This is a genomic window from Mesorhizobium sp. M0016, from assembly GCF_040324035.1.
Classification (GTDB): domain Bacteria; phylum Pseudomonadota; class Alphaproteobacteria; order Rhizobiales; family Rhizobiaceae; genus Mesorhizobium.
On the sequence record NZ_JAMYVM010000002.1, the window covers coordinates 267,741 to 289,251 of the forward strand.

General features: G+C 62.8%; 24 protein-coding genes, 1 tRNA gene and 1 pseudogene. 13 read left to right on the forward strand and 13 right to left on the reverse strand.

Features of this window, described 5'->3' with window-relative positions; genetic code table 11:
- The first annotated feature begins 48 nt into the window (after positions 1–48).
- Positions 49–1,035 (forward strand): Gfo/Idh/MocA family protein, encoded by a 987-nt coding sequence (locus NKJ88_RS04085; protein ID WP_023819907.1) that lies wholly within the window; start codon positions 49–51, stop codon positions 1,033–1,035.
- Between the two features lie 79 nt (positions 1,036–1,114).
- Here NKJ88_RS04085 and NKJ88_RS04090 read toward each other — a convergent pair whose 3' ends face one another.
- Both NKJ88_RS04090 and NKJ88_RS04095 read right to left on the reverse strand, forming a co-directional pair.
- The gene (locus NKJ88_RS04090) at positions 1,115–1,963 is read right to left on the reverse strand and encodes an alpha/beta hydrolase (RefSeq protein ID WP_352443599.1); all 849 of its coding nucleotides are present in this window, start codon (positions 1,961–1,963) and stop codon (positions 1,115–1,117) included.
- 53 nt (positions 1,964–2,016) lie between these two features.
- Positions 2,017–2,382: a VOC family protein gene (locus tag NKJ88_RS04095; protein ID WP_352443600.1), complete on the reverse strand. Its 366-nt coding sequence runs from the start codon at positions 2,380–2,382 to the stop codon at positions 2,017–2,019.
- 147 nt (positions 2,383–2,529) lie between these two features.
- On the opposite strand from NKJ88_RS04095, the gene NKJ88_RS04100 reads away from it, so the two are divergent.
- Positions 2,530–2,838: a hypothetical protein gene (locus NKJ88_RS04100; RefSeq protein WP_352443601.1), complete on the forward strand. Its 309-nt coding sequence runs from the start codon at positions 2,530–2,532 to the stop codon at positions 2,836–2,838.
- A 32-nt stretch (positions 2,839–2,870) separates the two neighbouring features.
- Entirely contained in the window at positions 2,871–3,761 is an 891-nt protein-coding gene (locus NKJ88_RS04105) for a sigma-70 family RNA polymerase sigma factor (RefSeq protein ID WP_023819910.1), read from the forward strand.
- Positions 3,762–3,791: 30 nt separating this feature from the next.
- Here the strand turns inward: NKJ88_RS04105 and NKJ88_RS04110 are convergent, their stop codons facing one another.
- A complete protein-coding gene (locus NKJ88_RS04110) occupies positions 3,792–4,520 on the reverse strand; it encodes a GntR family transcriptional regulator (RefSeq protein WP_023672267.1) in 729 nt (242 codons plus the stop codon).
- A gap of 147 nt (positions 4,521–4,667) precedes the next feature.
- Between NKJ88_RS04110 and NKJ88_RS04115 the strand changes: the two genes are divergently transcribed.
- The gene (locus tag NKJ88_RS04115; RefSeq protein ID WP_023823999.1) at positions 4,668–5,210 is read left to right on the forward strand and encodes an autotransporter; all 543 of its coding nucleotides are present in this window, start codon (positions 4,668–4,670) and stop codon (positions 5,208–5,210) included.
- A gap of 100 nt (positions 5,211–5,310) precedes the next feature.
- On the opposite strand, the pseudogene NKJ88_RS04120 reads toward NKJ88_RS04115, so the two are convergent.
- The 3 genes and pseudogenes from NKJ88_RS04120 to NKJ88_RS04130 all read right to left on the reverse strand — a co-directional run.
- A pseudogene (locus NKJ88_RS04120) lies at positions 5,311–5,475 on the reverse strand (LysR family transcriptional regulator); the annotation flags it as partial.
- A 32-nt stretch (positions 5,476–5,507) separates the two neighbouring features.
- Positions 5,508–5,584: transfer RNA gene (locus NKJ88_RS04125), tRNA-Arg, on the reverse strand.
- A 195-nt stretch (positions 5,585–5,779) separates the two neighbouring features.
- On the reverse strand, positions 5,780–7,312 hold the full coding sequence (locus NKJ88_RS04130; RefSeq protein WP_023672265.1) for an ATP-binding protein: 1,533 nt from the start codon (positions 7,310–7,312) through the stop codon (positions 5,780–5,782).
- Positions 7,313–7,657: 345 nt separating this feature from the next.
- Between NKJ88_RS04130 and rpmH the strand changes: the two genes are divergently transcribed.
- The 6 genes from rpmH (at position 7,658) to yihA (ending at position 12,516) form a co-directional block, all read left to right on the forward strand.
- Positions 7,658–7,792 (forward strand): 50S ribosomal protein L34, encoded by a 135-nt coding sequence (rpmH, locus tag NKJ88_RS04135; RefSeq protein WP_008833937.1) that lies wholly within the window; start codon positions 7,658–7,660, stop codon positions 7,790–7,792.
- A 16-nt stretch (positions 7,793–7,808) separates the two neighbouring features.
- Positions 7,809–8,162, forward strand: a complete 354-nt coding sequence (gene rnpA, locus NKJ88_RS04140) for a ribonuclease P protein component (RefSeq protein ID WP_023736958.1) — start codon at positions 7,809–7,811, stop codon at positions 8,160–8,162.
- Positions 8,163–8,176: 14 nt separating this feature from the next.
- Positions 8,177–9,991, forward strand: coding sequence for a membrane protein insertase YidC (gene yidC, locus NKJ88_RS04145; RefSeq protein WP_023728099.1), 1,815 nt, complete (start codon positions 8,177–8,179; stop codon positions 9,989–9,991).
- 344 nt (positions 9,992–10,335) lie between these two features.
- Positions 10,336–10,902 (forward strand): fasciclin domain-containing protein, encoded by a 567-nt coding sequence (locus tag NKJ88_RS04150; protein ID WP_023696020.1) that lies wholly within the window; start codon positions 10,336–10,338, stop codon positions 10,900–10,902.
- Between the two features lie 319 nt (positions 10,903–11,221).
- On the forward strand, positions 11,222–11,860 hold the full coding sequence (locus NKJ88_RS04155; protein ID WP_023824001.1) for a CatB-related O-acetyltransferase: 639 nt from the start codon (positions 11,222–11,224) through the stop codon (positions 11,858–11,860).
- Positions 11,857–12,516: a ribosome biogenesis GTP-binding protein YihA/YsxC gene (yihA, locus tag NKJ88_RS04160; RefSeq protein ID WP_023824002.1), complete on the forward strand. Its 660-nt coding sequence runs from the start codon at positions 11,857–11,859 to the stop codon at positions 12,514–12,516. Before NKJ88_RS04155 ends, yihA begins: the two co-directional genes overlap by 4 nt.
- 66 nt (positions 12,517–12,582) lie before the next feature.
- On the opposite strand, the gene NKJ88_RS04165 is transcribed toward yihA, so the two are convergent.
- Positions 12,583–13,326: a TetR/AcrR family transcriptional regulator gene (locus NKJ88_RS04165; RefSeq protein WP_023681357.1), complete on the reverse strand. Its 744-nt coding sequence runs from the start codon at positions 13,324–13,326 to the stop codon at positions 12,583–12,585.
- 146 nt (positions 13,327–13,472) lie between these two features.
- Here NKJ88_RS04165 and NKJ88_RS04170 point away from each other — a divergent pair, with 146 nt between their 5' ends.
- A complete protein-coding gene (locus tag NKJ88_RS04170) occupies positions 13,473–14,654 on the forward strand; it encodes an HlyD family secretion protein (protein WP_023687455.1) in 1,182 nt (393 codons plus the stop codon).
- 22 nt (positions 14,655–14,676) lie between these two features.
- Positions 14,677–16,272: a DHA2 family efflux MFS transporter permease subunit gene (locus NKJ88_RS04175; RefSeq protein WP_023710411.1), complete on the forward strand. Its 1,596-nt coding sequence runs from the start codon at positions 14,677–14,679 to the stop codon at positions 16,270–16,272.
- A gap of 71 nt (positions 16,273–16,343) precedes the next feature.
- Here NKJ88_RS04175 and NKJ88_RS04180 read toward each other — a convergent pair whose 3' ends face one another.
- The 6 genes from NKJ88_RS04180 to NKJ88_RS04205 form a co-directional block, all read right to left on the reverse strand.
- Positions 16,344–17,912, reverse strand: a complete 1,569-nt coding sequence (locus NKJ88_RS04180; protein ID WP_032886001.1) for an FAD-dependent monooxygenase — start codon at positions 17,910–17,912, stop codon at positions 16,344–16,346.
- Between the two features lie 154 nt (positions 17,913–18,066).
- Complete coding sequence (gene msrB / locus NKJ88_RS04185) at positions 18,067–18,567, reverse strand: peptide-methionine (R)-S-oxide reductase MsrB (RefSeq protein WP_023824004.1); 501 nt, start codon at positions 18,565–18,567, stop codon at positions 18,067–18,069.
- Positions 18,568–18,778: 211 nt separating this feature from the next.
- Positions 18,779–19,336, reverse strand: a complete 558-nt coding sequence (locus tag NKJ88_RS04190; RefSeq protein WP_023752344.1) for a fasciclin domain-containing protein — start codon at positions 19,334–19,336, stop codon at positions 18,779–18,781.
- Between the two features lie 220 nt (positions 19,337–19,556).
- Positions 19,557–20,279 (reverse strand): anti-sigma factor, encoded by a 723-nt coding sequence (locus tag NKJ88_RS04195; RefSeq protein ID WP_023736962.1) that lies wholly within the window; start codon positions 20,277–20,279, stop codon positions 19,557–19,559.
- Entirely contained in the window at positions 20,276–20,815 is a 540-nt protein-coding gene (locus NKJ88_RS04200) for a sigma-70 family RNA polymerase sigma factor (RefSeq protein ID WP_023673234.1), read from the reverse strand. The genes NKJ88_RS04195 and NKJ88_RS04200 overlap by 4 nt, the downstream gene beginning before the upstream one ends.
- A gap of 120 nt (positions 20,816–20,935) precedes the next feature.
- A complete protein-coding gene (locus tag NKJ88_RS04205; RefSeq protein WP_023696029.1) occupies positions 20,936–21,172 on the reverse strand; it encodes a hypothetical protein in 237 nt (78 codons plus the stop codon).
- Positions 21,173–21,228: 56 nt separating this feature from the next.
- On the opposite strand from NKJ88_RS04205, the gene NKJ88_RS04210 reads away from it, so the two are divergent.
- The gene (locus NKJ88_RS04210) at positions 21,229–21,459 is read left to right on the forward strand and encodes an amidase family protein (RefSeq protein WP_023696030.1); all 231 of its coding nucleotides are present in this window, start codon (positions 21,229–21,231) and stop codon (positions 21,457–21,459) included.
- The last annotated feature ends 52 nt before the right edge of the window (positions 21,460–21,511 follow it).

Genomic DNA, 21,511 nt, shown 5'->3' on the forward strand with positions numbered 1-21,511 from the left:
GCAATTTCGGGCAAACCTCTTCGCCTGTAAATCGATAGGAGAAGCCTGATGTTCCGATGGGGTGTTTTGTCGACGGCCAAGATCGGCCGCGAGCAATTGTTGCCGGCAATCGTCGAGGCCGAGAATGGCGTTTTGTCCGCGATCGCCAGCCGCGACCTGTCGAAGGCCGAGGCCCTGGGCGAGCGGTTCGGCGCCAGGCATGCCTTTGGTTCGTATGAGGAGCTGCTCGCTTCGAAAGACGTCGACGGCGTCTACATCCCGCTGCCGACCTCGCAGCATGTCGAATGGACGGCCAAGGCCATCGAAGCGGGAAAACATGTGCTGGTGGAGAAGCCGCTGGCGCTCGACGCCAAGGACATCGCGCCGCTGATCAAGCTGCGCGACAGCAAGAAGGTGCTGGTCTGCGAGGCCTTCATGGTCATCTACCACCCGCAATGGATCAAGGTGCGCGATCTCATCGCCGATGGCGCCATCGGCCGGCTGCGCCATGTGCAGGGCGCCTTCTCCTATTACAATGTCGATCCCACCAACATGCGCAACCAGCTCGATCTCGGCGGCGGCGCGCTGCCTGATATCGGCGTCTATCCGACGGTGTCGACGCGGTTTTCGAGCGGCAAGGAGCCGCTGCGCGTGCAGGCGACGATCGAGCGCGACAAGAAATTCGGCACCGACATCTATTCCTCGATCCGCGCCGATTTCGGCGATTTCGAACTGTCCTTCTATCTGTCGACGCAGATGGCGGCGCGGCAGGTGATGGTGTTCCACGGCGAGAAGGGTTTCATCGAGGTGTTCTCGCCGTTCAATGCCGGGCTCTACGACCATCACCGCATCGAATTGCACAACCAGAACCACACCGAGGCGCAGGTGTTCCGCTTTCCCGGCACGCAACAGTACCGGCGCGAGGTCGAGACGTTTGCCAGGGCGGCACAGGGCGGCAAGGAGCGTATCTTCACGCTGGAGGAGTCCGTACTCAACCAGAAGGTCATCGACGCCATCTTCCGCGCCGGTGCCAAGGAAGGCTGGGAGGCCGTCTGATACACCAATCTTAGCCGGTAATTTCATGGGAGAAGGGCATTGTGCATGCGGACGCTCCTTTCCTATTGGACTGACGATCTCACGCGCCTCTGAGCGTCAGGTGCAAGGTCTCGGCGAAGCGATCGGGATAGGGCGCAAAGCCCATATGGTCGCCGGGGAAGGCGGCGCGCTTGCTGCCGAGCCTGTCGGCCAGCGCCTTGCCCATGCCGTCGATCGGCTGGCCGATGGACTCTTCGCCGATGCCGACCACGACCGGGCGGCCGCGCAGCGCCTCGATATCAGGACGGTAGAGCGACAGCGGCATGACGCCATGCGCCAGCCAGTATTCGAAATTGCCGCTGACCCTGGCAAAGGTCTCGGCCTCCTCGGGCGACGGTTCGAACGAAGGCGGTCCGTCCTGCGGCCCGGCTTCATCCTGACCCGGCCCTTCCGACAGGCTGTTCTCGCTGAAGAATTTCTGCATCGCCGCCTCGACACCCTGGCTGCGATAGGTGTCGTGCAGGTCGCGCATGCCGGCCAGTGACGGCGACGGGTCGTGGAGCAGCATCATGCTGGGCGGCTCATGCGCCACCAGTGCACGAACCCGGCCGGGATGGCGGGCGGCGAGGTTGAGCCCGATCTGGGCGCCGCCGCTGGTGCCGAACACATAGGCCGGTCCGGCGGCAAGCGCCTCGATCAATCGCGCGGCATCGTCGCCATGGACATCGAGGTCCTGCTCTTGCGGCTCTCCGTCGAAGGTGCTGCGCGAATTGCCGCGCGGATCATAGGCGACCACCGTGTAGCAGTCGGCGAGGTGGCCCGCGACATCGGCGAAGACGCCGGCGTCCTGCGGTCCGCCGGGGATTATCAACAGTACGGGGCCGGAACCGCGCATCTCATAATAGAGGCTGGCGCCCGGTACTTTCAGCGTCGACGTTTGGGGGGTCATGTCCATCTCTCCTGTTGTTCTCATGTCAAAGTTCGGCTTTGCGCCGGGTCCGATCATTTGCTGGTCACAACCATGCGGTTGCCCTCGCTGTCGCGGAATTCGGCGACCGTGCGGCCCGGCTGCCAAGGCGCTTCCTGCGGCTCGGTGATGATTTCGACGCCGCGCGCCTTCAGGCCCGCGACCGTTGCCTCGACATCGCCATCAACGAGCACCAGCACGGGCTCAGTGCCCGGCGTGTCATCGGGGCGTTTGACGAAATGCAAATTGGTGACGGCGCCGGGAAATGTCAGCTCGATCCAGCGCCAGCCGCTGTCGCCCATCAGCTGGTCCTCCGCCACCTGGCAAGCAAGATGTCCGGTGTAGAAGGCCTTGGCGCGGTCCTGGTCGAACACCGGCAATTCGGCAAACTGGATGTGCATGATGGGTCTCTCCTGCTCCTGGACGGCTGCCGCGCAGCCGTCGACGGGAAAGACGATCCGGACGATCGAAAAGATTCGCCGGGCGACGAATCTTTTCGAGGCCGCGAAACGTCTTCTCTGTGCAGAGTTGAAAAACAGGAGACGACAATGGGCTGCAATCTCATCCGCTACGGCGTGAAGGACGAAAGCATCGCCGAGAACCGTATGCTGGTTGCACAGGTGTTCGACGCACTCGACGACACGAAGCCGCAATCTGTGCGCTACCTCGTCCTGGAACTGGAGAATGGCGAGTTCATCCATCTTGTCAGCCAGGATGGCGACGGCCTGACCGGGCTCACAGCCTTCAAGGCCTTCAGCGCCGATCATGCCGGACGCCGCTCGACGCCGCTTGCCAGATCGCCGGCAAAGATCGTCGGCAATTATCGTATGCTGGCCGGCGAGGTCGTGCCGGCTTGAATGCAAAGACCGGCATTTAGGGAACGGACAGGATGAACACAGCAAAACTCGACCGCGTTGCCCTGGAGGCGATGCTCGGCTCCTTGCGACCGAAGCTGCACCGCTACTGCGCCCGCATGGCCGGCTCGGTGATCGATGGCGAGGACATCGTCCAGGAGACACTGATCAAGGCACTGCAGGCCATCGACGGCGACGCCGCCGTCGAGCGTCCGGAGCAATGGCTGTTCCGCATAGCCCACAATGCCGCGCAGGATCATCTGCGCCGGCGCCAGCGGGAGCAGGCGCGCATGAGCGAGACCGACATGACGACGATCGAAGACCCCTCCGCAAGCGCCGATGCGAGGCTCGCCACCGCCGCCAGCCTGCGAAGCTTCATGCAGCTGGCAACAGTGCAGCGCAGCGCCGTGATCCTTGTCGACGTGCTTGGCCTCAGCCTGCACGAAACCTGCGAAGTGTCCGGCGCGACCCTGGCCGCGACCAAGGCAGCGCTGCATCGCGGGCGGTCGCAGCTGCGCCTGCTGGCGTCACAGGACGAGCAGGCGCCTGCCCCAAAACTCGACACCGGTGACGAGCGGCGCCTGCGCCGCTATGTCGACCTGTTCAACGCGCGCGACTTCGACGCCGTGCGCGCGTTGATCGCCGAGGACATCCAGCTTGAAGTCGTCAATCGCACCCGCATGCGCGGCAAGGCGCAGGTTTCCAACTATTTCGGCAATTACGACCGTGTCCAGGATTGGGCGCTGTCGCTCGGCTTCGTCGACGGCAGGCCGGCCATCCTGATCCGCAGCCCGCAAGCGGGAGATGACGCCGTGCGCGGCTTCATGCTGGTCGACTGGCAGGATGGAAAGGTCAGCCATATCCGCGATTTCCGCTACGCGCCCTATTGCCTTGCCGATGCGGACATCCGCTTCATCGACGAGTAAGCATCGGCCAGAGAGCGCGGGCTTCGCGCCTCAGGCGAAGCTTTGCAAATTGGCGTCCTGCAGCTTGGAGCCGGCGAGCAAGGCCTCGAGCACCTGCTTCTTGAGCGACAGGCACTGCGAGCGGGCAAGCTTTGCGATGGCCGAGACTTCGGCCAGCTCGCAGGCAAGCACCAACTCCTTCTGCTGGCCGATGATCGCTTGCGTGAAGTCGCGCGATTTGAAGCCGAGATGGAGGACACGCTCCGACTGGTCGAGCGTTTGGTCGAGCAGGCGAACCAGGCGCAGATTGCCGGAGAGTTCAGCCAGGGCCAGGCGAAAGGCGCGGTCGGCTGCCAGAAAGGCGACATGGCTGCGCAGCGTCTCCGGCTTCAGCACCTTCTGCGCCGCCAGCCTGATGTCGTCGAGCCCGCGTTCGGTGAGGTTTGCCGCGGCCACCCGGAACACTTCCGGTTCGATCAGGCTGCGGAGGTCGAAGATCTCGTTGACGTCGCGCAGGCTAAGCGGTGCAATGACATAACCGCGGCGCGGCTCGCTCTTGATCAGCCCTTCCTGCGTGAGGCGGGCCAAAGCCGAGCGGATCGTCGCCTTCCTGATCTGGTAGCGGTCGCCGATCTGCTTTTCGGTCAGGCTTTCGCCGGGTTGCAGGACGCAGGCGACGATGTCGCTCTTCAGCTGCTCATAAGCTTCCTCGCTGCGCAATATGTCGGCGGTCGACGGCGCCTTGACGGCGGACGGTGACACTGATTTCGGAAGAGCCATATCTGCCTGCCCGTTTGGTCTGCCCGCGTGGTCTGACCGCGTAGTCTGCTTGCCCGTTTCGACCATCCGGTTGACGGGTCTGCCGGCATTCGCTAGCCTGAGCATCTCAGTTGTATTGGCTGAGCTTCCCAATGGAGATGACGAGAAATGTCTCTTGCCGCCAACTCGCCTCTCTACGCCGTAACCGCCGATATCGTCAACGCAGCCAAAGGTGCTCATGCCTTCGAACGGGTCAAGGCGGTGCTGCGCGAACACACCGATCGCTTCCATGCATCAGGCGTGCTCGCGCATGAGGAAGACGACGATGAGGTGCTGCTGCATGCCAGCCCTGACTTGACCATCTACCACATCACGCTGTCGCCCGGCCTGCAGTACCCGCCGCACAACCATCTGATGGATGCGCTGATCGGCATCTACAAGGGCAGCGAGACCAACTTCATCTATCCCGTCGACGGCAGCGAGATCGATGCGCCGGAACGCCACGACATCGCGGCGCCCGCGGTGGTGCACATGACCCCTGATACCGTGCACGCGGTGGCCAACACCGGCATCGCCCGCTCAGGCGCGCTGCATGTCTATCTCGGCAATCTGACCGAGACCCACCGCCACATGTGGAGCCCGGGCAGCACCCACGCCGAGCCGTTTGACAATGAGCGGTATCTGGCTGGAGCGAGGCCTATTGGGCCCTGATCCGGGAAAGGCGGAAGAAAAGTGAGCGTGCTGCGCGGCGGCGTGAATGAGCATTCAGCGTCGCTGCGCCCAGATAACGGTCGCCGCGTACTCTCCCGTTTCAAGAACATCGCAGCGCGTTTATAGCGCAGTCAGGCTGACGACTGGGGTAATAAATGAAGAAGCCCGGAATAGGCGGCGTCCAGTTCTCCAGCACTCGGATGAGGCGGTGCTCGGCAACGTGTTCCGCGACCTGCTCTTCATATGCGAGCCCAAGACCGGCTAGCGGATCGCAGGAAATCGCAGATTCGGCGGAAATGGCGCGCCCGAAGAGATTCGAACTCCTGACCCCCAGATTCGTAGTCTGGTGCTCTATCCAGCTGAGCTACGGGCGCGCAACAGGCCATGCTTTACATAGCCCCGCTAACCGATCCTGACGACCGGCCGCGACAAGACGTGTTCCCTAGCGACTGAATTTCCGAAAAGCAAGCCAATCCGGCAAAAGTTTTGTCGCAGCTGCTTTCGACGGTGCCGATCAAAGGGGTGCTGAGATTCAGCTCAGTCCGGCTTCGGCTGAATATCAATACAGCTCAGGCAGGGCGGCGCAGGCCGTTGCGGGCCTGGTCGAGGCGGACCGGCTGGTCGGGGATGGTGACGGCGAAGGTGGTGCGGCCGCCGATCGATTCGACCAGTTCCACCGTGCCGCCATGGGCGCGGATCAGCTCGTGCGCGATGGCCAGGCCAAGGCCGGTGCCGCCGCTGCGGGCCGAGCCTCGAAACGCCGCGAACAGGTTTTCTCGCGCCTTCGCCGGCAGGCCGGGACCGGTGTCGGTGACAATGATGCGGCTTACGCTGCCTATGCGCTCGGCCGATACGGCGAGCCGGCGCACCAGCGCGCTCTCGGCGTCGGCCGCCATCGCCTGCACCGCGTTTCGGCACAGATTGGTGAGCACGCGAAACAGCTGGTCGGAATCGGCATCGACCTCGAAGGCGAGCTCGACGGCATTGACGAATTCGATGCCGTCCTCGATGTCGAGCAGGCCGTGGACGTCGTCGACCAGCTGGCGCAGCCGCAAGCGGCGGCGTGAGGGCGCCGGCTCCTGTGTGCGGCCATAGTGGAGCACACCTTCGGAATAGGAGACGGCTCGGTCGAGCGCGCGCAACAGCTTTGGCGCGAAGGCCTGCACCGTCGGGTCCTTGACCAGGCGCAAGCGGTCCGACATCAGCTGCGCCGAGGCCAGGATGTTGCGCATGTCGTGGTTGATCTTGGAGACGGCGAGGCCAAGATCGGCAAGGTGCTTCTGCTCCGACAGCATCTTTTGCAGCCGTTCCTGCATCTGCGACAGTTCGCGCTCGGCAACGCCGATCTCGTCGGCGCGGGCGGCCGGGTGGATGATGCGCCCTGGATCGTCGGGCGCCTCGGAGAAGGACAGCATCGAGCGCGTCATGGTGCGGATCGGGCCGATCATGATCAGGTCAATCGCGGCATAGACCAGCATTGCGGTGAACAACGAGATCAGCAGCGAGACGAAGGCGACGTTGCGCGAATAGCGCAGCATGGCGTTGCGCAGGGAATAGTCGGGCATGATCAGCTCGAATTCCTTGTCGCTGTCGCCGACCGGGCCGAACACCCTGAGCATGCGCTTGCCGCCGAAGAACAGCGTATCCAGCGCCCCGGTCATGCCCTTGATCATGCCGACATTGGCGATGTCGATATGCTCGTCGACCTGCGGCGGCATCTCGGCCACCACCAGCAGGCGCGACACGCCGCCGTCGCGCACCGCGATCGCCTTGGCGCCGATTGCCATCAGCACGTCGTTCTGGGCGGCGCGGGAGAGCGAATTGGGCTCGCCCTGCACCAGCACGATCGACACCGCGGCAGCGGTGCTTAGCCGCTCCTTCAGCCAGGCCAGGCGGTAGCTGGCGATCCAGGGCAGGAAAATGAGGACTTCGGCCAGGAGCACGAAGACAATGGTGAGCAAGAGCAGCTTGGTCGACAGGCCGCGCGCCAAGGGCACTGAACGATTGGGCACCGAACGGCTCGCAACCGGGCGAACGGTCGCCGGGCTGGCATCGGCTGTCGCCGGGCCGCTCCCTTCATCCGCTGATGCAACTTCGCTCATTAAGGCCTGTCTTCACAAACGCTTGATCGGTTGAGATTAGGTGATTGCGGCTTTTTTGCCAATTTCATCCTTCGTTGGACGATGGTGCCAGCAATAAAAGACCGCCTCGAACTGGGTGTTCGCGCTGCGACGAACTGACGTTCGCGATGCGACGAACTCATAGTTCGCGCTGCGACGAACTGGCGTTCGCGCTGGATTGACTCCCAAAACCCTTCTTTCTATAAGCCGCTCACGCTCGGGCCATTCGTCCCGGCGCGGTTTCGATCGCGCCAATGCCGGCCCGGCAAAGCTCCTGTTACACTGTGACAGAATCAAGAAGGGCCGCACCCCGCGGTATTAAAACAAATGAAGCGTACCTACCAACCGTCCAAACTCGTCCGCAAACGCCGGCACGGTTTCCGTGCTCGCATGGCCACCAAGGGTGGTCGCGGCGTCGTCGCAGCTCGCCGCAACCGCGGCCGCAAGCGGCTCAGCGCCTGAACGGAAGACGAGATCGTTGCCCGCAACCGGCAAGCCAGTGGGACCAAACCCCAAGCGGCTTCTGAAACGTGCGGAATTCCTGGCCGTCCGCCGCGGTGAAAAGCGGCGCGGGCGGCTTTTTCTCGTTGAAGTTCTCGACCGCAAAGACGGTCTGCCGCCGCGCGTCGGCTTCACCGTCACCAAGAAGGTCGGCAATGCGGTTGTCCGCAACCGCGTCAGGCGGCGGCTGAAAGAAGCCGTGCGCACCCATGCCGCAAGTGACATGGCGCCCGGCAATGACTATGTCATCGTCGGGCGTGAAGACGTGCTCACCATTCCGTTCGGCCAGTTGAAGGCCGAACTCTCCCGCCGTCTCAGCGGAACACGATAGGCCAAGGGCTTTCGATGGAAAACAACCGGAACTTCTACATCACCATCGTCTTGTCGGTGCTGATCCTCGGGCTGTGGCAATATTTCTATGTGCTGCCGCGCAGCGAACAGCAGCGCGAGGCGGCCCGCATCGAAGAGCAGCGGGCGGCGGAGCAGAAGAAGGCGGCCGAGGCCGCCAACCCCGGCGGCACGCCGGCGCCCGCAGCGCCCGGCGCCATTCCAAACGCGCCCGGCACCTATGTCACGACGCCGGAAGGCCGCGCGCAGGAAGTGGCCAAGACGGCCCGCGTCAACATCGACACGCCGAGCCTGTCGGGCTCGATCAACCTCACCGGCGCCCGCCTCGACGACCTAAAGCTCAAGCACTATACCGAGACGGTCGACAAGACATCGCCGCAGATCCAGCTGCTCAATCCGCAGGCGCTGCCCACCGGCTATTATGCCGAGATCGGCTTTGTCGGCAGCGACACGACCGGCACGGTGCCGGGCCCGGAAACGGTCTGGAGCGTCGACGGCAATGCGACGCTGACGCCGGCGACGCCAGTGACGCTGACCTTCACCAACGACAAGGGCCTGACCTTCAAGCGCACGATCTCCGTCGACGGCGACTACATGTTCACCGTTTCCGATGCGGTGCAGAATTCAGGCTCGACCCCCGTCACGCTGTCCAATTACGGCCGCGTCATCCGTTTCGACAAGCCGGCCGTCGCCAGCTCCTATGTGCTGCATGAAGGCCTGATCGGCGTCACGGGAACCGAAGGCCTGCAGGAGCACAAATACGCCGACATCGAGAAGAACAAGCTCTATACGCCGAGCAAATCGACCGATGGCTGGCTTGGCATCACCGACAAATATTGGGCGGTCACCCTGGTGCCGACCGAGAAGCAGCCCTTCCAGCCGCACTATGCCTATTACGACAATGGCCGCCCGCGCTACCAGTCGGACTTCCTCACCGACCCGATCACCATTGCCGCCGGGCAGTCGGCGACGGTCGAGACCGAGATCTTCGCCGGCGCCAAGGAAGTCAACAAGATCAACGCCTACGCCCAGGATCGCCAGATCAGGCTGTTCGACCGGCTGATCGATTGGGGGTGGTTCATCTGGATCACCAAGCCGATGTTCTACCTGATCGACACGCTGTACAAATTCTTCGGCAATTTCGGTCTGGCCATCCTTGCCACCACCGTCGTCGTCAAAACCCTCTTCTTCCCGCTCGCCAACAAATCCTATGCGTCGATGGCGAACATGAAGAAGGTGCAGCCCAAGATGCTCGAGATCCGCGAGAAATACGCGGACGACAAGATGAAGCAGCAACAGGCGATGATGGAGCTGTACAAGACCGAGAAGATCAATCCGCTCGCCGGCTGCTGGCCGGTGGCACTGCAGATCCCGGTGTTCTTCTCGCTCTACAAGGTGCTCTACATCACCATCGAGATGCGGCACGCGCCGTTCTTCGGCTGGATCCAGGATTTGGCCGCGCCCGATCCGACCTCGGTCTTCAACCTGTTCGGCCTGCTGCCCTTCGCGCCACCGGCATTCCTGCCGCATATGGGCGCCTGGGCGGTGGTCATGGGCATCACCATGTTCCTGCAGATGCGCATGAACCCGACGCCGCCGGATCCGACGCAAGCGCAGATCTTCACCTGGATGCCGGTGATCTTCACCTTCATGATGGGCAGCTTCCCGGCCGGCCTCGTCATCTACTGGGCCTGGAACAACACGCTGTCGATCCTGCAGCAGGGCGTGATCATGAAGCGCCAGGGCGCCAAGATCGAATTGTGGGACAATCTGACGGCATTGTTCCGAAAGAAACCCTCGCCGGCTGAATAGAAGGCGCTATTCCGGCAATCAAAGCCCCGGCTCGTCCGGGGTTTTTGTGGACGAGGCGCGCATCACGTTCCCGTGAGGCGCGAAACTTGCGGCGTGCAACCGGCGTGGCTGCTGCTTGTACCGCCAAGGCCGATCAACACCGATCAGCCCTAATCCGAAGACCGCTGTTTTTGATCCGTGACCCCGTCATGTCCATCGCGGGGATGCGGCTCGTGGGATGGGCATTCGCCTTTAAGTATCTGTTATTATTATTGTTTTTACTCTGCATCGAAACTTTCCCGCAATCGCCGCGTAACTCTTCCCGACAATCGAATCAACAATTGTCGCACCAGAAGGGTTCTCCAATGGCAAAGTCCATCCTCAAGGCATTATGCTTTTCCGCCGGCCTGGCTCTATCGGGCCTCGCAGCGACGACGGCCTATACGCTCGCCAATCCCGCCGTTGGCGGCGCTGCGATGCTGACCTCCAAGAACATCGTCGAGAACGCCCTCAACTCGCCGATCCACAAGACGCTGGTTGCCGCCGTCAAGGCCGCCGGCCTGGTCGACACGCTGGAAAGCGCGGGACCCTTCACGGTGTTTGCGCCGACCGATTCCGCCTTCAAGAAACTGCCGGCCGGCACCGTCGCCACGCTGGTGAAGCCCGAAAACAAGGACAAGCTGACCAAGATCCTGACCGCCCATGTCGTGGCCGGAAAGATCTCGGCCAAGGAGATGATGACCAAGGCCAAGGCGATGGGCGGCAAGTATGAGATGAAGACCGTTAGCGGCGACACGCTGATCGCCGAGGTCAAGGGCGGCTCGCTCTACATCGTCGACGAGTCCGGCGGCGCCGCCAAGGTGACGGTCGCCGACGTCAACCAGTCGAACGGCGTCATCCACGTCGTCAACAAGGTGCTGTTGCCGAAGTAACGGCTTTACGCAACAGGGAATGACGGCGGGCTGCGACGGGCTTTCTCGGTCTGCCTTCCCCACCTCACGAGGAGGTGCCATTCTTTTGAAGCCGTCTTCGACACCACCGGGGTCCTGCTTGTCCTTCGCAGGGCCCCGTTCTTTTGGGTTTCAGGGCGCCTTAGCCGACGGCGGCGGTCGACCTGATCGTGATCTGCCGCGGCACGAACTGAACATCGAAGCCCAGCAGGGCTCGCTCATCGGGCGATTGGTGCTATAGGGCGGATCACGCCATCTAGAATGGCGGCTTTAATTTGCGCCACTCTCGACGGATCTCGCCATGGACGGACCCAACCCAGACATCAAACACCCGATCCCGATGCACACCCGCGTCGGCTTCCTCAAGCCCCTGGTCACCGCGCCGAGTATCGAGATCGGCGAGTTCACCTACTATGACGATCCTGACGGACCGGACAAATTCGCCGAGCGATGCGTGCTGCATCATTATCCCTTCATCGGCGACAAGCTGATCATCGGCAAGTTCTGCGCCATCGCCGAGGGCGCGCGCTTCATCATGAACGGCGCCAACCATGCCATGTCCGGCTTTTCCACCTATCCGTTCAACATTTTCGGCCATGGCTGGGAGCAAGGCTTCGACCCGAAGACGTGGTCGCAGGAACTGCGCGGCGATACGGTGGTCGGCAATGATGTATGGATCGGCATGGATGCGGTGATCATGCCCGGCGTGTCGGTCGGCAATGGCGCCATCGTGGCGGCGAAATCGGTGGTGACGCATGATGTGCCGGCCTATGCGATCGTCGCCGGCAATGCGGCAAAGGTGGTGAAGATGCGTTTCGACGACAGGACGGTCAGGCGGCTGCTTTCCGTGGCGTGGTGGAACTGGCCGGTGGACAAGATCGGCCGCAACCTCAACGCCATTCGGGGCGCCGATATTTCCAGGCTGGAGGCAGCGATTTGAACGCGCTGGGCAACACCGTCATCGGCACCGACCTGTTCACCAAGGGGTGGATCTTCATCCGCGGCGTGCCGGCGATGAAGTTCCTGCCGCCGGAGGGGCCGCCTGAGATCGCCTTTGCCGGCCGCTCCAATGTCGGCAAGTCGTCGCTGATCAATGCGCTCGTCGGCCATAACGGGCTGGCGCGCACCTCCAACACGCCGGGCCGCACGCAGGAGCTCAACTATTTCGTGCCGGGCGGGTTTTCCGGCGAAGGCACCGACCTGCCGCCAATGGCGCTGGTCGACATGCCGGGCTACGGCTATGCCAGCGCGCCGAAGGAAAAGGTGGACGACTGGACCAAGCTGGTCTTCGACTATCTCAAGGGCCGCGTGACGCTGAAGCGGGTCTATGTGCTAATCGATTCCCGGCATGGCATCAAATCCAAGGACGACGAGGTGCTGTCGCTGCTCGACAAGGCGGCGGTGTCCTACCAGATCGTGCTGACCAAGACCGACAAGATCAAGGCCGCCGGCGTGCCGCGGCTGGTCGAAGAGACATTACTGAAGATCAAGAAGCGACCGGCGGCGTTTCCGTTCGTGCTCGCCACGTCGTCGGAAAAGGGCGAGGGTCTGGACGAACTGCGCGCGGCGATCGTGCTGGCGGCCAATGGCGGTTAAAAGCAACTCCGGGAAAAGTGTGAAGCGGTTTTCCGTCCGGAGTTGCGAAAAAAGACCTTTGGCTAACTAGGCCTTTGCCTTGGACTTCGCCTCGAGCGCGATCATCTGATGGCTTTCTTCCTCGGCAAGCTTTTCGGTGCCGTAGGACTTCAGGAACAGGCTGACGCCCGACCGCACGATGTGGTCGATTTCATCCTGGCTCGGCGCCTTGGTGCGGTAGGCGAAGATGCACTGGCGAAACAGGCCGGCGAGGCACAGTTCGGTGAATTGATAGGCGGCAAGATCGACATCATCGATCTTGAGCAGGCCGCGTTCGATGGCTGCATTGAGGAACTTGACCACCTTGTCGTGGCCGCGTTTGGGGCCGCGTTCGTAAAACCGCGCGCCCATGTCCGGTATCCTGTCGGAGGCGCCGATCACGGTGCGTTGCGCCTGGATGACCTTGGCCGAGGTGATCTTCATCGACAGCACCTTGCCGAATTTCACCAGCGTCTGGCGCAGATCGTCGGCGCGGTCGAGCATGTCGTACATGTTCTTGAAGATGGTGCCGCGCTCTTCCTCGATCAGCGCCTCGAACAGCTCTTCCTTGTTGGCGAAGTAGACATAGATCGTGCCCTTGGAGACGCCAGCCTCGCGGGTAATGTCGTTCATCGACGCCGCTTCGAAGCCCTTGTCGATGAACACGCGCCGCGCGCCCTCGATGATCTGGCTGCGCTTGACCGGATCCTGGCCCGCCGCCGGGCGGCCGCGACGCGCACTATCCAGCACATCGCACGGATCATTTTCGACGTCGGGTAACGTGTCGGCCATTAAAGTCACACCTCGCGAAATAATTCGAACCGAGCGGTTCGATTGCTCTTGATATGGGCCTGCTTTAGCGCTATGTCAACGTTCGCATCGAACCGAACGGTTCAGTATAACACATTTTCCTTATGTAGCTACGGTAGCGAGATATCATGTCCTCGAACACGCCAACCACCGCCGAAGTCCGCCCCTTTCCCAACGCCAAGGTCTCGCCGGTTATCGAAGCGCCGGAAGCGCCCATCAAGCCTGCCGCCGAAGTTTTGGCCGAGGTGCCGGCCAAGAAGAAGCGGTCGGCTCGCTCGTTCATGCTGCCGATCATCGGCCTCGCTCTGCTCAGCGCCGGCGCCTGGTATGGCTATAATTACTGGACCGACGGCCGGTTCCTGATCTCGACCGACGATGCCTATGTCCAGGCCGACATGTCGTTCGTCTCGCCGAAGATTTCCGGCTATGTCGATCAAGTCAAGGTCTCGGAGAACCAGCAGGTCAAGGCCGGCGATCCGCTGCTGACGATCGACGACGGCGACTACAGAATAGCCGTTGCCCAGGCGGAGGCGCAGATCGCCACGCTGGCCAAGACGCTCGACCGTATCGACGCGCAGACCAAGGCGGCGCAAGCTTCGCTGCAACAGGCGCAGGCGCAGAAGGTCGCCGACCAGGCGGCAGCCGACAACGCCGCTCGCGCCCAGCAGCGCGCCGCGCAACTGGTCAAGACGCATGTCGGCACACAGGCGCAACTGGACGATGCCCAGACCGCTCTCGACCAGGCCAATGCAGCCCTCGTCGGCGCCGACGCGCAGATTGCAGCCGCACAGGCCAATATCGGCGTGTTCGAAGCGCAGCGCGCCGAATCGGCCAGCACGCTGGCTTCGCTGCGGCTGAACCGCGACAAGGCCGCGCGCGATCTGTCCTTCACCGTGCTCAAGGCGCCTTATGACGGCGTCGTCGGCAACCGCTCGGTCGAGCAGGGCGACCTCGTCAGCCCCGGCCAGAAGCTCGCCGTCGTGGTGCCGCTGGACAAGCTCTACATCGTTGCCAACTTCAAGGAGACGCAGCTGGCCAAGCTGGTGCCCGGCGAGAAGGTGCGGGTCTCGGTGGACGCCACGGACGGCCATGATTTCGAAGGCACGGTGTCGTCGCTGGCGCCGGCTTCGGGTGCGGTGTTCTCGCTGCTGCCGCCGGAAAATGCCACCGGCAACTTCACCAAGGTGGTGCAGCGCATCCCGGTTCGCATCGACGTGCCGGCCGATGTGCTGAAGGCCGGCAGGCTGCGCGCCGGCCTGAGCGTCGTCGTCGCCGTCGACAGCCGCACGGCTCCGGCCGCGGCGAACTGAGCGGCCGCAAGGGGATAACGCCATGGCAACCGCAACCATAACAGCAGGAGCGGCCCCTGCCATGCCGGCGGTACCGACGACCATCTCGACGCGCCGCCTCATCGCCTTCCTGGCGATGGTGTTCGGCATGTTCATGGCGATCCTCGACATCCAGATCGTCTCAGCCTCGCTGGCCGAGATCCAGGCCGGCCTCAGCGCCAGTTCCGATGAAATCCCATGGGTGCAGACCGCCTATCTGATCGCCGAAGTGGTGATGATCCCGCTGTCGGGCTTCCTCAGCCGGATGCTGTCGACGCGCGTGCTGTTTGCAGGCGCCGCGGCCGGCTTCACGGCGGCCAGCGCGCTGGCCGCGACCGCCACCAACATCGACCAGATGATCGTCTACCGAGCCATCCAGGGCTTTATCGGCGGCGGCATGATCCCGAGCGTTTTCGCCGCCGCCTTCACCATCTTCCCCCCGTCGCGCCGCGCCATGGTGTCGCCGATGATCGGCCTGGTGGCGACGCTGGCGCCGACCATCGGCCCGACCGTCGGCGGCTATATCAGCCATGCCATGTCGTGGCACTGGCTGTTCCTCATCAATGTCATTCCAGGCATTCTGGTGACGGTCACGACCTGGACCCTGATCGATTTCGACAAGCCCAATCTCGGCCTGTTCAGCAAGTTCGACTGGTGGGGCCTTGCCGGCATGGCGGCGTTTCTCGGCTGCATGGAATATGTGCTCGAGGAAGGTCCGAACCATGACTGGCTGCAGGAACAGGCCGTGTTCATGTGCGCCATCATCATGGTTGTCGGTGCGGCGCTGTTCTTCTGGCGTGCCTTCACCGCCGAGGAGCCGATCGTCGATCTCAGGGCCTTCACCAACGTCAATTTCGCCTTCGGTTCGCTGTTCTCCTTCGTTATCGGCATCGGCCTGTACGGTCTGACCTATCTCTACCCGGTGTTCCTCGGACGCATCCGCGGCTACGATTCCTTGATGATCGGCGAAGCCCTGTTCGTCAGCGGCCTGGCGATGTTCGTCACTGCGCCGATTTCCGGCATCCTGTCGAGCAAGATGGATTTGCGCATCATGATGATGATCGGGCTGTTCGGTTTCGCTGCCGGCACATGGTGGATGACGCATCTGACCGCCGACTGGGATTTCTGGGAATTGCTGATCCCGCAGATCCTGCGCGGCAGCTCGATGATGCTGTGCATGGTGCCGATCAACAACATTGCGCTCGGCACCTTGCCGCCGGACCGGCTGAAGAACGCGTCGGGCCTGTTCAACCTGACCCGCAACCTCGGCGGTGCGGTCGGCCTTGCCGTCATCAACACCGTGCTGATCGATCGCAGCGCCTTCCACTACGCCAGGCTGGCCGAGCATGTGGAATGGGGCAGTGCGGCGGCGCAGACCAAGCTGCAGAACATGACGCTCGACTTCCAGCAGACTCCCGGCCTCGACGCCACCAAGGCGGCGATCTCCAAACTGTCGGGCATGGTCCAGCAGCAGGCGTCGCTGCTGTCGTTCATGGACGTGTTCACCATGCTGACCGTGCTGTTCGCGACCATGGCGGTCTTCACCCTGGTCATCGCCAAGCCGGCGCCGCCCGCGGGCAGCGGTGGCGGAGGCCATTGAGCGCGCCGGATCCCCCGCCTGGCGCCCTCATGTGTGACCCCGGAAATCACCCCCGATTTCCGGGGTCACGCTTAAGCATCGATCGTTGTCAAGCTCCTTGGTCGAGGCGGCCCAAACCATTTGGTCAGCGAGTCGGTTAGCCCGGCTGCTTCAGGGCCGCCGACCCAGGCCACATAACCGTCAGGCCGGACCAGCACTGCGCGTGGGGCTTCGACTGCCCCCAGCACCGGAAGCTCCCATGCGCCATCGTAGCTGGCGTCGACCAGCTGAATCCGCTCCACCCACTGGCCGATACCAAAAGCGCCGGGCTCACCAAGATTAAGCAGCAGCGGCCGAGCGTCGTGCAGCAGGGCGAAAACCGGCAGCGGACCGGCAGCGGTGACGAGGTCGAGATCCGGCATGCGACGCCCCAGCAGCGGATGCCCCTCGCCAAGATCGTAGTGGATGTCCAGGCCGGACAACATGCCGGCAAAACGCTTGCGCGGCTCTTCCATGCCGAGAAGTTCCGACACTGTATCGCGCAGCGCCTTGGTGCGCTCGTCTTCGCGACGGAGCACGACCGACGCCATGGTGTTTTTCATCACACGCGCGGCAATCGGGTGGCGCTCTGCCTGGTAGCTGTCGAGCAGGCTTTCGGGCGCAGTTTTCCTGACCACTTGGGCGAGCTTCCAGCCCAGATTGACCGCGTCCTGCACGCCGGTCTGCAGCCCCTGTCCACCGTCCGGTGGATGCACGTGCGCGGCGTCGCCTGCCAGCAGCACCCGCCCCTTGCGGTATGAGGCTGCCTGCCGGGTCATGTCGGTGAAGCGGGCCAGCGATGTTGGATTGTGGACGCCGTAATCGGTGCCGTAGACGGCAATGAGCGCCTCGCTGAGCTCATGCAATGTGGGCACGCCGCCGGCCCCGACCTCGCGTTCGGTCACCAGCACCCGCACCGTACCGTCTTCCAGTCTGCTGAGGCCGTGAATTCCGATGGCATCGCGGTGGATACCCCATTGCGGCTCTTCCGTTACCTCGATCTCGGCGATCAAATTGCTGGTTGTCGGCTCGGAACCGGGGAACTCGATGCCCGCCGCCTTGCGCACGAGGCTTCTGCCGCCGTCGCAGCCGACGAGATAATCGGCACGAAGCGACCCGCCATCGCTCAGCGCGACATCGACGCCGCCGCCATCCTGCACCAAGCCTGTCACCTCGCGGCCACGGTAGAACGTGACGCCAAGCTCCTCGACCCAGTCAGCAAGGATGCGCTCTATGTGCTTTTGCCACAGCGCCAGCCCGTAATTGTGGCGGGTGGGGAAGTCGCTGATATCAAGCGAAACGCCGACGAAGCCTGCGACCTGTGCGGTCTGGCCTTGCGACAGGAACCGATCGGCAATGCCGCGCTGGTCGAAGATCTCGATGGTGCGCGAATGCAGGCCGCCCGAGCGCGCGCCGGCGAGGTCCTGGTTCTCGCGCCGCTCGACGATGGCGACATCGATGCCGGCCAGGGAAAGCTCGCCGGCCAGCATCAACCCGGTCGGGCCGCCGCCGGCGATCACCACGGAATGGGATATTCGCGGCCGGTCCGCATCAACACCGTCGGTCGATTTGGCGGTCGATTTGGGCTCGCCGTCGCGAGCCCGTGCTTCAGTTCGTTGCATAGGTTCTGGCCCTCTCGTTAAGGGCTGCGGAATCTACGCATAAAAAGCCGTCTGCCAATTCTTGAAGTTGACTGTTTTCGCCCCATTTCAAGAGATAGGAGGCGGTCGTCACACCGGCGCCAAATCCCCAATCCCGCTAAAAGACGCCGAACGGTCAGGCAGTGGCCGGCTTGAAGCTGAGCGCCACGCCGTTGATGCAATGGCGCAGGCCGGTCGGCGCCGGGCCATCGTCGAAGACATGGCCGAGATGGCCGCCACAGCGGCGGCAGTGGACCTCGGTACGCGTCATGCCGAGCGAACGGTCCTCGGTCTTGCCGACGGCGTTGGCAATCTCCTGCCAGAAGCTCGGCCAGCCGGTGCCGGATTCGAACTTGGTCTCCGAGGAATAGACCGGCAGGTCGCAGCCGGCGCAGGCGAAAATGCCCTTGCGGTGCTCGTTGAGCAGCGGGCTGGTGCCGGGATATTCGGTGCCTTCCTTGCGCAGCACATTGAAGGCTTCATCCGACAGGATGGCGTGCCACTCGGCGTCGGTCTTGGTGACCTCGAAGGTTTCGGCAGCTCTGGCGGACTGGGTTCCGCCCAAGCGTAGCGTTGCCAAGGCGCCGGCGACGGCCGCAAAGGCGACGCCACTCAAAAGCAAGTCGCGACGGTGCATGACGGAAATCCTCCTGCGGATCATTTTGCCAGATTTGGCCGCCACTGGAAAATCAAAAGCCGGTGACGGTTGCCCTGCAAACCGAACGCTCCAAGCCGGCTCCGCGTTTTGTGGCGGACGGCGTGGAGCGCTCGGAAGATTGCGCGGCCCGCGAAGGGGGAGCCGCGCAATCAGAGAGCTTACCGCCTGTTCGTCGGCGGCAGGGGCTTTGTTACATCTTCGGCAGCAGGACCTTGTCGATGACGTGGATGACGCCGTTCGACTGCTCGACATCGGCGATCGTGACATTGGCGACATTGCCGTTCTCGTCGGCTACGGTGACCTTGCCGCCATCGGCCTTGAGCGACAGCTCGCAGCCGCCGACCGTCTTGACCTTGTGGGTGCCGCCATCGGCCTTGGCCATCGAGGCGACATCGGCGCCCATCGCCTTGGCGCCGATGACATGGCAGGTCAGGATCTTGGTGAGCTTGTCCTTGTTCTCGGGCTTGAGCAGCGACTCGACCGTGCCAGCCGGAAGCGCGGCGAAGGCCTCATTGGTCGGCGCGAAGACGGTGAACGGGCCGGCGCCCTGCAGCGTCTCGATCAGGCCGGCAGCCTTGACGGCGGCGACCAGTGTCGTGTGATCCTTCGAATTGACGGCGTTCTCGACGATGTTCTTGTTGGCGTACATGGCGGCGCCGCCAACCATCGGATTCTCGGCATAGGCGATTGTGGCGAGGGCGGAGACGGCAATGGTACCGGCGAGCAAAAGGGTGGCGATTCTACGCATAGTGTTCGAACTCCTCGGGGTTATTGTTTCCTCTTTCGGAACAGAGGAGATACGAAATAGAACTGCCTGAGTTTCCGCGCGCCGGGAAAAATTTCCTTTATTTTGTCGGCGAATTAATCTCCCAGATCGAACCTCTAATCTCCAGCAGCGTATCCAAAACGAAAACAGCGGAAGATGTACTTCCGCTGTCTTCATTGTCACGTCATGGTTTTACGATCTATCAGATGCCCTTCAGGTCGCCCGCGGCAACGACCGGTCCGGTCGGCTGTCCCGTCGTCGAACCGCCCGTCGGCTCGACGCTGACAGCAAGCACGGCGCCTTGCGCCAGCTTCTGCTGCACGGCCGGGGTAACCGGGATATGGGCGACCTGGCCGGCGGGGATGACGCCCATCGAGACCGGCGCATTCTTGCCTTCGATCATCCACAGTTCGAAGTCCTTGCCGGCGGCGCGTTCGCCCGAAACCAGCGACAGGCCGACATCGCGGCGGGAAGCGTCGTAGACGACAAGGTATTTGACATCGCTGCCTTCGGCAGCCAGCGAGGCGACGAGGCGCTCCTGCGGCACGACGACCGGCGACCTGACGTAAGGCACGGCGACATAGAGCACCAGGGCCGCGAGAGCCGCTGCGGTGAGGCCGCGCCAGAAGCTAAGGCTGGACCACAGGCTGCCGCTCGGGGCCGTCGTCGACGCCGCGGTGGAGGAGAACAGCCGGCGATCGATAGCCGGCTTGATGGTGGCCGGCGGCTCTACCTCAGCATAAGCGGCAGCCATCGGCGAGAGGTTTACTTCCCAGGAATCGACGAGACGGGCAAAGCCGGTCTCCGCGTCGATGCGTCCGGAGGCTATCTGGCGCTCATCCGCCGGCAGCACGCCGAGAACGTATTCGGCTGCGAGCAGGTCGTCGCCTCCACGTTCCGGTCCATTTTCTTCTGCCAGGGTCATCTTTCCAGACATTCTCTAAGTTTCAACAGGCTGCGGCGCAGCCATGTCCGCATCGTGTTGAGCGGAACCTTGTGACGTTCCGCGAGCTCGGCGTAACTTTCGCCGTTCAAATAAGCACCCCGAACGGCTTGCGCCCGGTCTTGTTCCAACTCTTCAAGGCACTGATAGATGCGCTCGGATTCACCGCCCGCAACAACCATAGCCTCTGGCCCCGGACCGGGGTCAGCCACGTCGAGCGCGGCATCGATATCGGCAGCGGGCTTGCGTCGCGACCGGATGCGATCAATCGCATGATTGCGTGCTATGGCCACCAGCCAGGAGATTGGGCTTAGATCGGAAACAGCGAAACGGTCCGCCTTCGTCCACACTTTGACGAAGACCTCTTGCAGCGCTTCTTCCGCATCTCCGCGATCCTTCAATACACGAAGGCACACGCCGAAAAGTTTCGCACTGGTTTGCCGGTAAAGCAGATCGAACGCAGTCCGATCCTTCATCGAGGTCCGGACAATCAGGGTGGAGATATCCTGAGGCGTCATACGGACAAGCTAAGCGATCACGATTTATTTGCAAAGGCAGAAATCTTGTTGTCCACGCAATCGATGTCCGCGCCCGATCGCCAGTAATCGCCGGTCGGTTGCCAAGGAAATCGGCTGTCGTTAGCCTCCCGCAGATAGGGGAACAGCAATGTCGGCCGAACGGATGCTGTGGGAGAACGATGCGACCGGCTTGGCAGAGCTGTTGCACAGAGGCGAGATCTCGCCGCCAGACCTTGTCGATGCTGCGATCGCGCGCGCCGAGGCAACCCGATCATTGCGCATCCGCCGCTTGCCTGAGGCGCCATGGACCCGAAGGGGGCCGACGAGCTCATCGAAAACCTGCTCGACAAATTGCATTTGACCCGTCTCTTAGAGATCAGATCCTTGTTTGGGCAATTGATGGACAAGAGCCTGTGGTTCACCACTGGCCGGCGATCCAGAATGTCAGCGGCCAGCCGTCGATCGCGCTGCCGGTCCATGTCACCGATGCCGGCCTGCCGCTCGGCATCCAGGCCGTCGGCCGCCCCGGCGACGAGCAGGACGCTTTTGTCGCTTGCTGCGCAGATGGAGAAGGTTTCCGGGTGGCTGACGCGGCGGGCGCCGCTCAAGGTGCCGGCCTGATCCGGCAGATTTCATCATCGTGATAGCAAAGCTGTTTGCGGCCTGGGCCAATTCCCGCTAAGACGCCGCCGTCCT

Bases quoted from the DNA above. Each gene is read 5' to 3' on its own strand.
- NKJ88_RS04085 (WP_023819907.1), top strand. From the start codon at position 49: ATGTTCCGATGGGGTGTTTTGTCGACGGCCAAGATCGGCCGCGAGCAA.
- NKJ88_RS04090 (WP_352443599.1), bottom strand. From the start codon at position 1,963: ATGACCCCCCAAACGTCGACGCTGAAAGTACCGGGCGCCAGCCTCTAT.
- NKJ88_RS04095 (WP_352443600.1), bottom strand. From the start codon at position 2,382: ATGCACATCCAGTTTGCCGAATTGCCGGTGTTCGACCAGGACCGCGCC.
- NKJ88_RS04100 (WP_352443601.1), top strand. From the start codon at position 2,530: ATGGGCTGCAATCTCATCCGCTACGGCGTGAAGGACGAAAGCATCGCC.
- NKJ88_RS04105 (WP_023819910.1), top strand. From the start codon at position 2,871: ATGAACACAGCAAAACTCGACCGCGTTGCCCTGGAGGCGATGCTCGGC.
- NKJ88_RS04110 (WP_023672267.1), bottom strand. From the start codon at position 4,520: ATGGCTCTTCCGAAATCAGTGTCACCGTCCGCCGTCAAGGCGCCGTCG.
- NKJ88_RS04115 (WP_023823999.1), top strand. From the start codon at position 4,668: ATGTCTCTTGCCGCCAACTCGCCTCTCTACGCCGTAACCGCCGATATC.
- NKJ88_RS04130 (WP_023672265.1), bottom strand. From the start codon at position 7,312: ATGAGCGAAGTTGCATCAGCGGATGAAGGGAGCGGCCCGGCGACAGCC.
- rpmH (WP_008833937.1), top strand. From the start codon at position 7,658: ATGAAGCGTACCTACCAACCGTCCAAACTCGTCCGCAAACGCCGGCAC.
- yidC (WP_023728099.1), top strand. From the start codon at position 8,177: ATGGAAAACAACCGGAACTTCTACATCACCATCGTCTTGTCGGTGCTG.
- NKJ88_RS04150 (WP_023696020.1), top strand. From the start codon at position 10,336: ATGGCAAAGTCCATCCTCAAGGCATTATGCTTTTCCGCCGGCCTGGCT.
- NKJ88_RS04155 (WP_023824001.1), top strand. From the start codon at position 11,222: ATGGACGGACCCAACCCAGACATCAAACACCCGATCCCGATGCACACC.
- NKJ88_RS04165 (WP_023681357.1), bottom strand. From the start codon at position 13,326: ATGGCCGACACGTTACCCGACGTCGAAAATGATCCGTGCGATGTGCTG.
- NKJ88_RS04170 (WP_023687455.1), top strand. From the start codon at position 13,473: ATGTCCTCGAACACGCCAACCACCGCCGAAGTCCGCCCCTTTCCCAAC.
- NKJ88_RS04175 (WP_023710411.1), top strand. From the start codon at position 14,677: ATGGCAACCGCAACCATAACAGCAGGAGCGGCCCCTGCCATGCCGGCG.
- NKJ88_RS04180 (WP_032886001.1), bottom strand. From the start codon at position 17,912: ATGCAACGAACTGAAGCACGGGCTCGCGACGGCGAGCCCAAATCGACC.
- msrB (WP_023824004.1), bottom strand. From the start codon at position 18,567: ATGCACCGTCGCGACTTGCTTTTGAGTGGCGTCGCCTTTGCGGCCGTC.
- NKJ88_RS04190 (WP_023752344.1), bottom strand. From the start codon at position 19,336: ATGCGTAGAATCGCCACCCTTTTGCTCGCCGGTACCATTGCCGTCTCC.
- NKJ88_RS04195 (WP_023736962.1), bottom strand. From the start codon at position 20,279: ATGACCCTGGCAGAAGAAAATGGACCGGAACGTGGAGGCGACGACCTG.
- NKJ88_RS04200 (WP_023673234.1), bottom strand. From the start codon at position 20,815: ATGACGCCTCAGGATATCTCCACCCTGATTGTCCGGACCTCGATGAAG.
- NKJ88_RS04205 (WP_023696029.1), bottom strand. From the start codon at position 21,172: ATGCAATTTGTCGAGCAGGTTTTCGATGAGCTCGTCGGCCCCCTTCGG.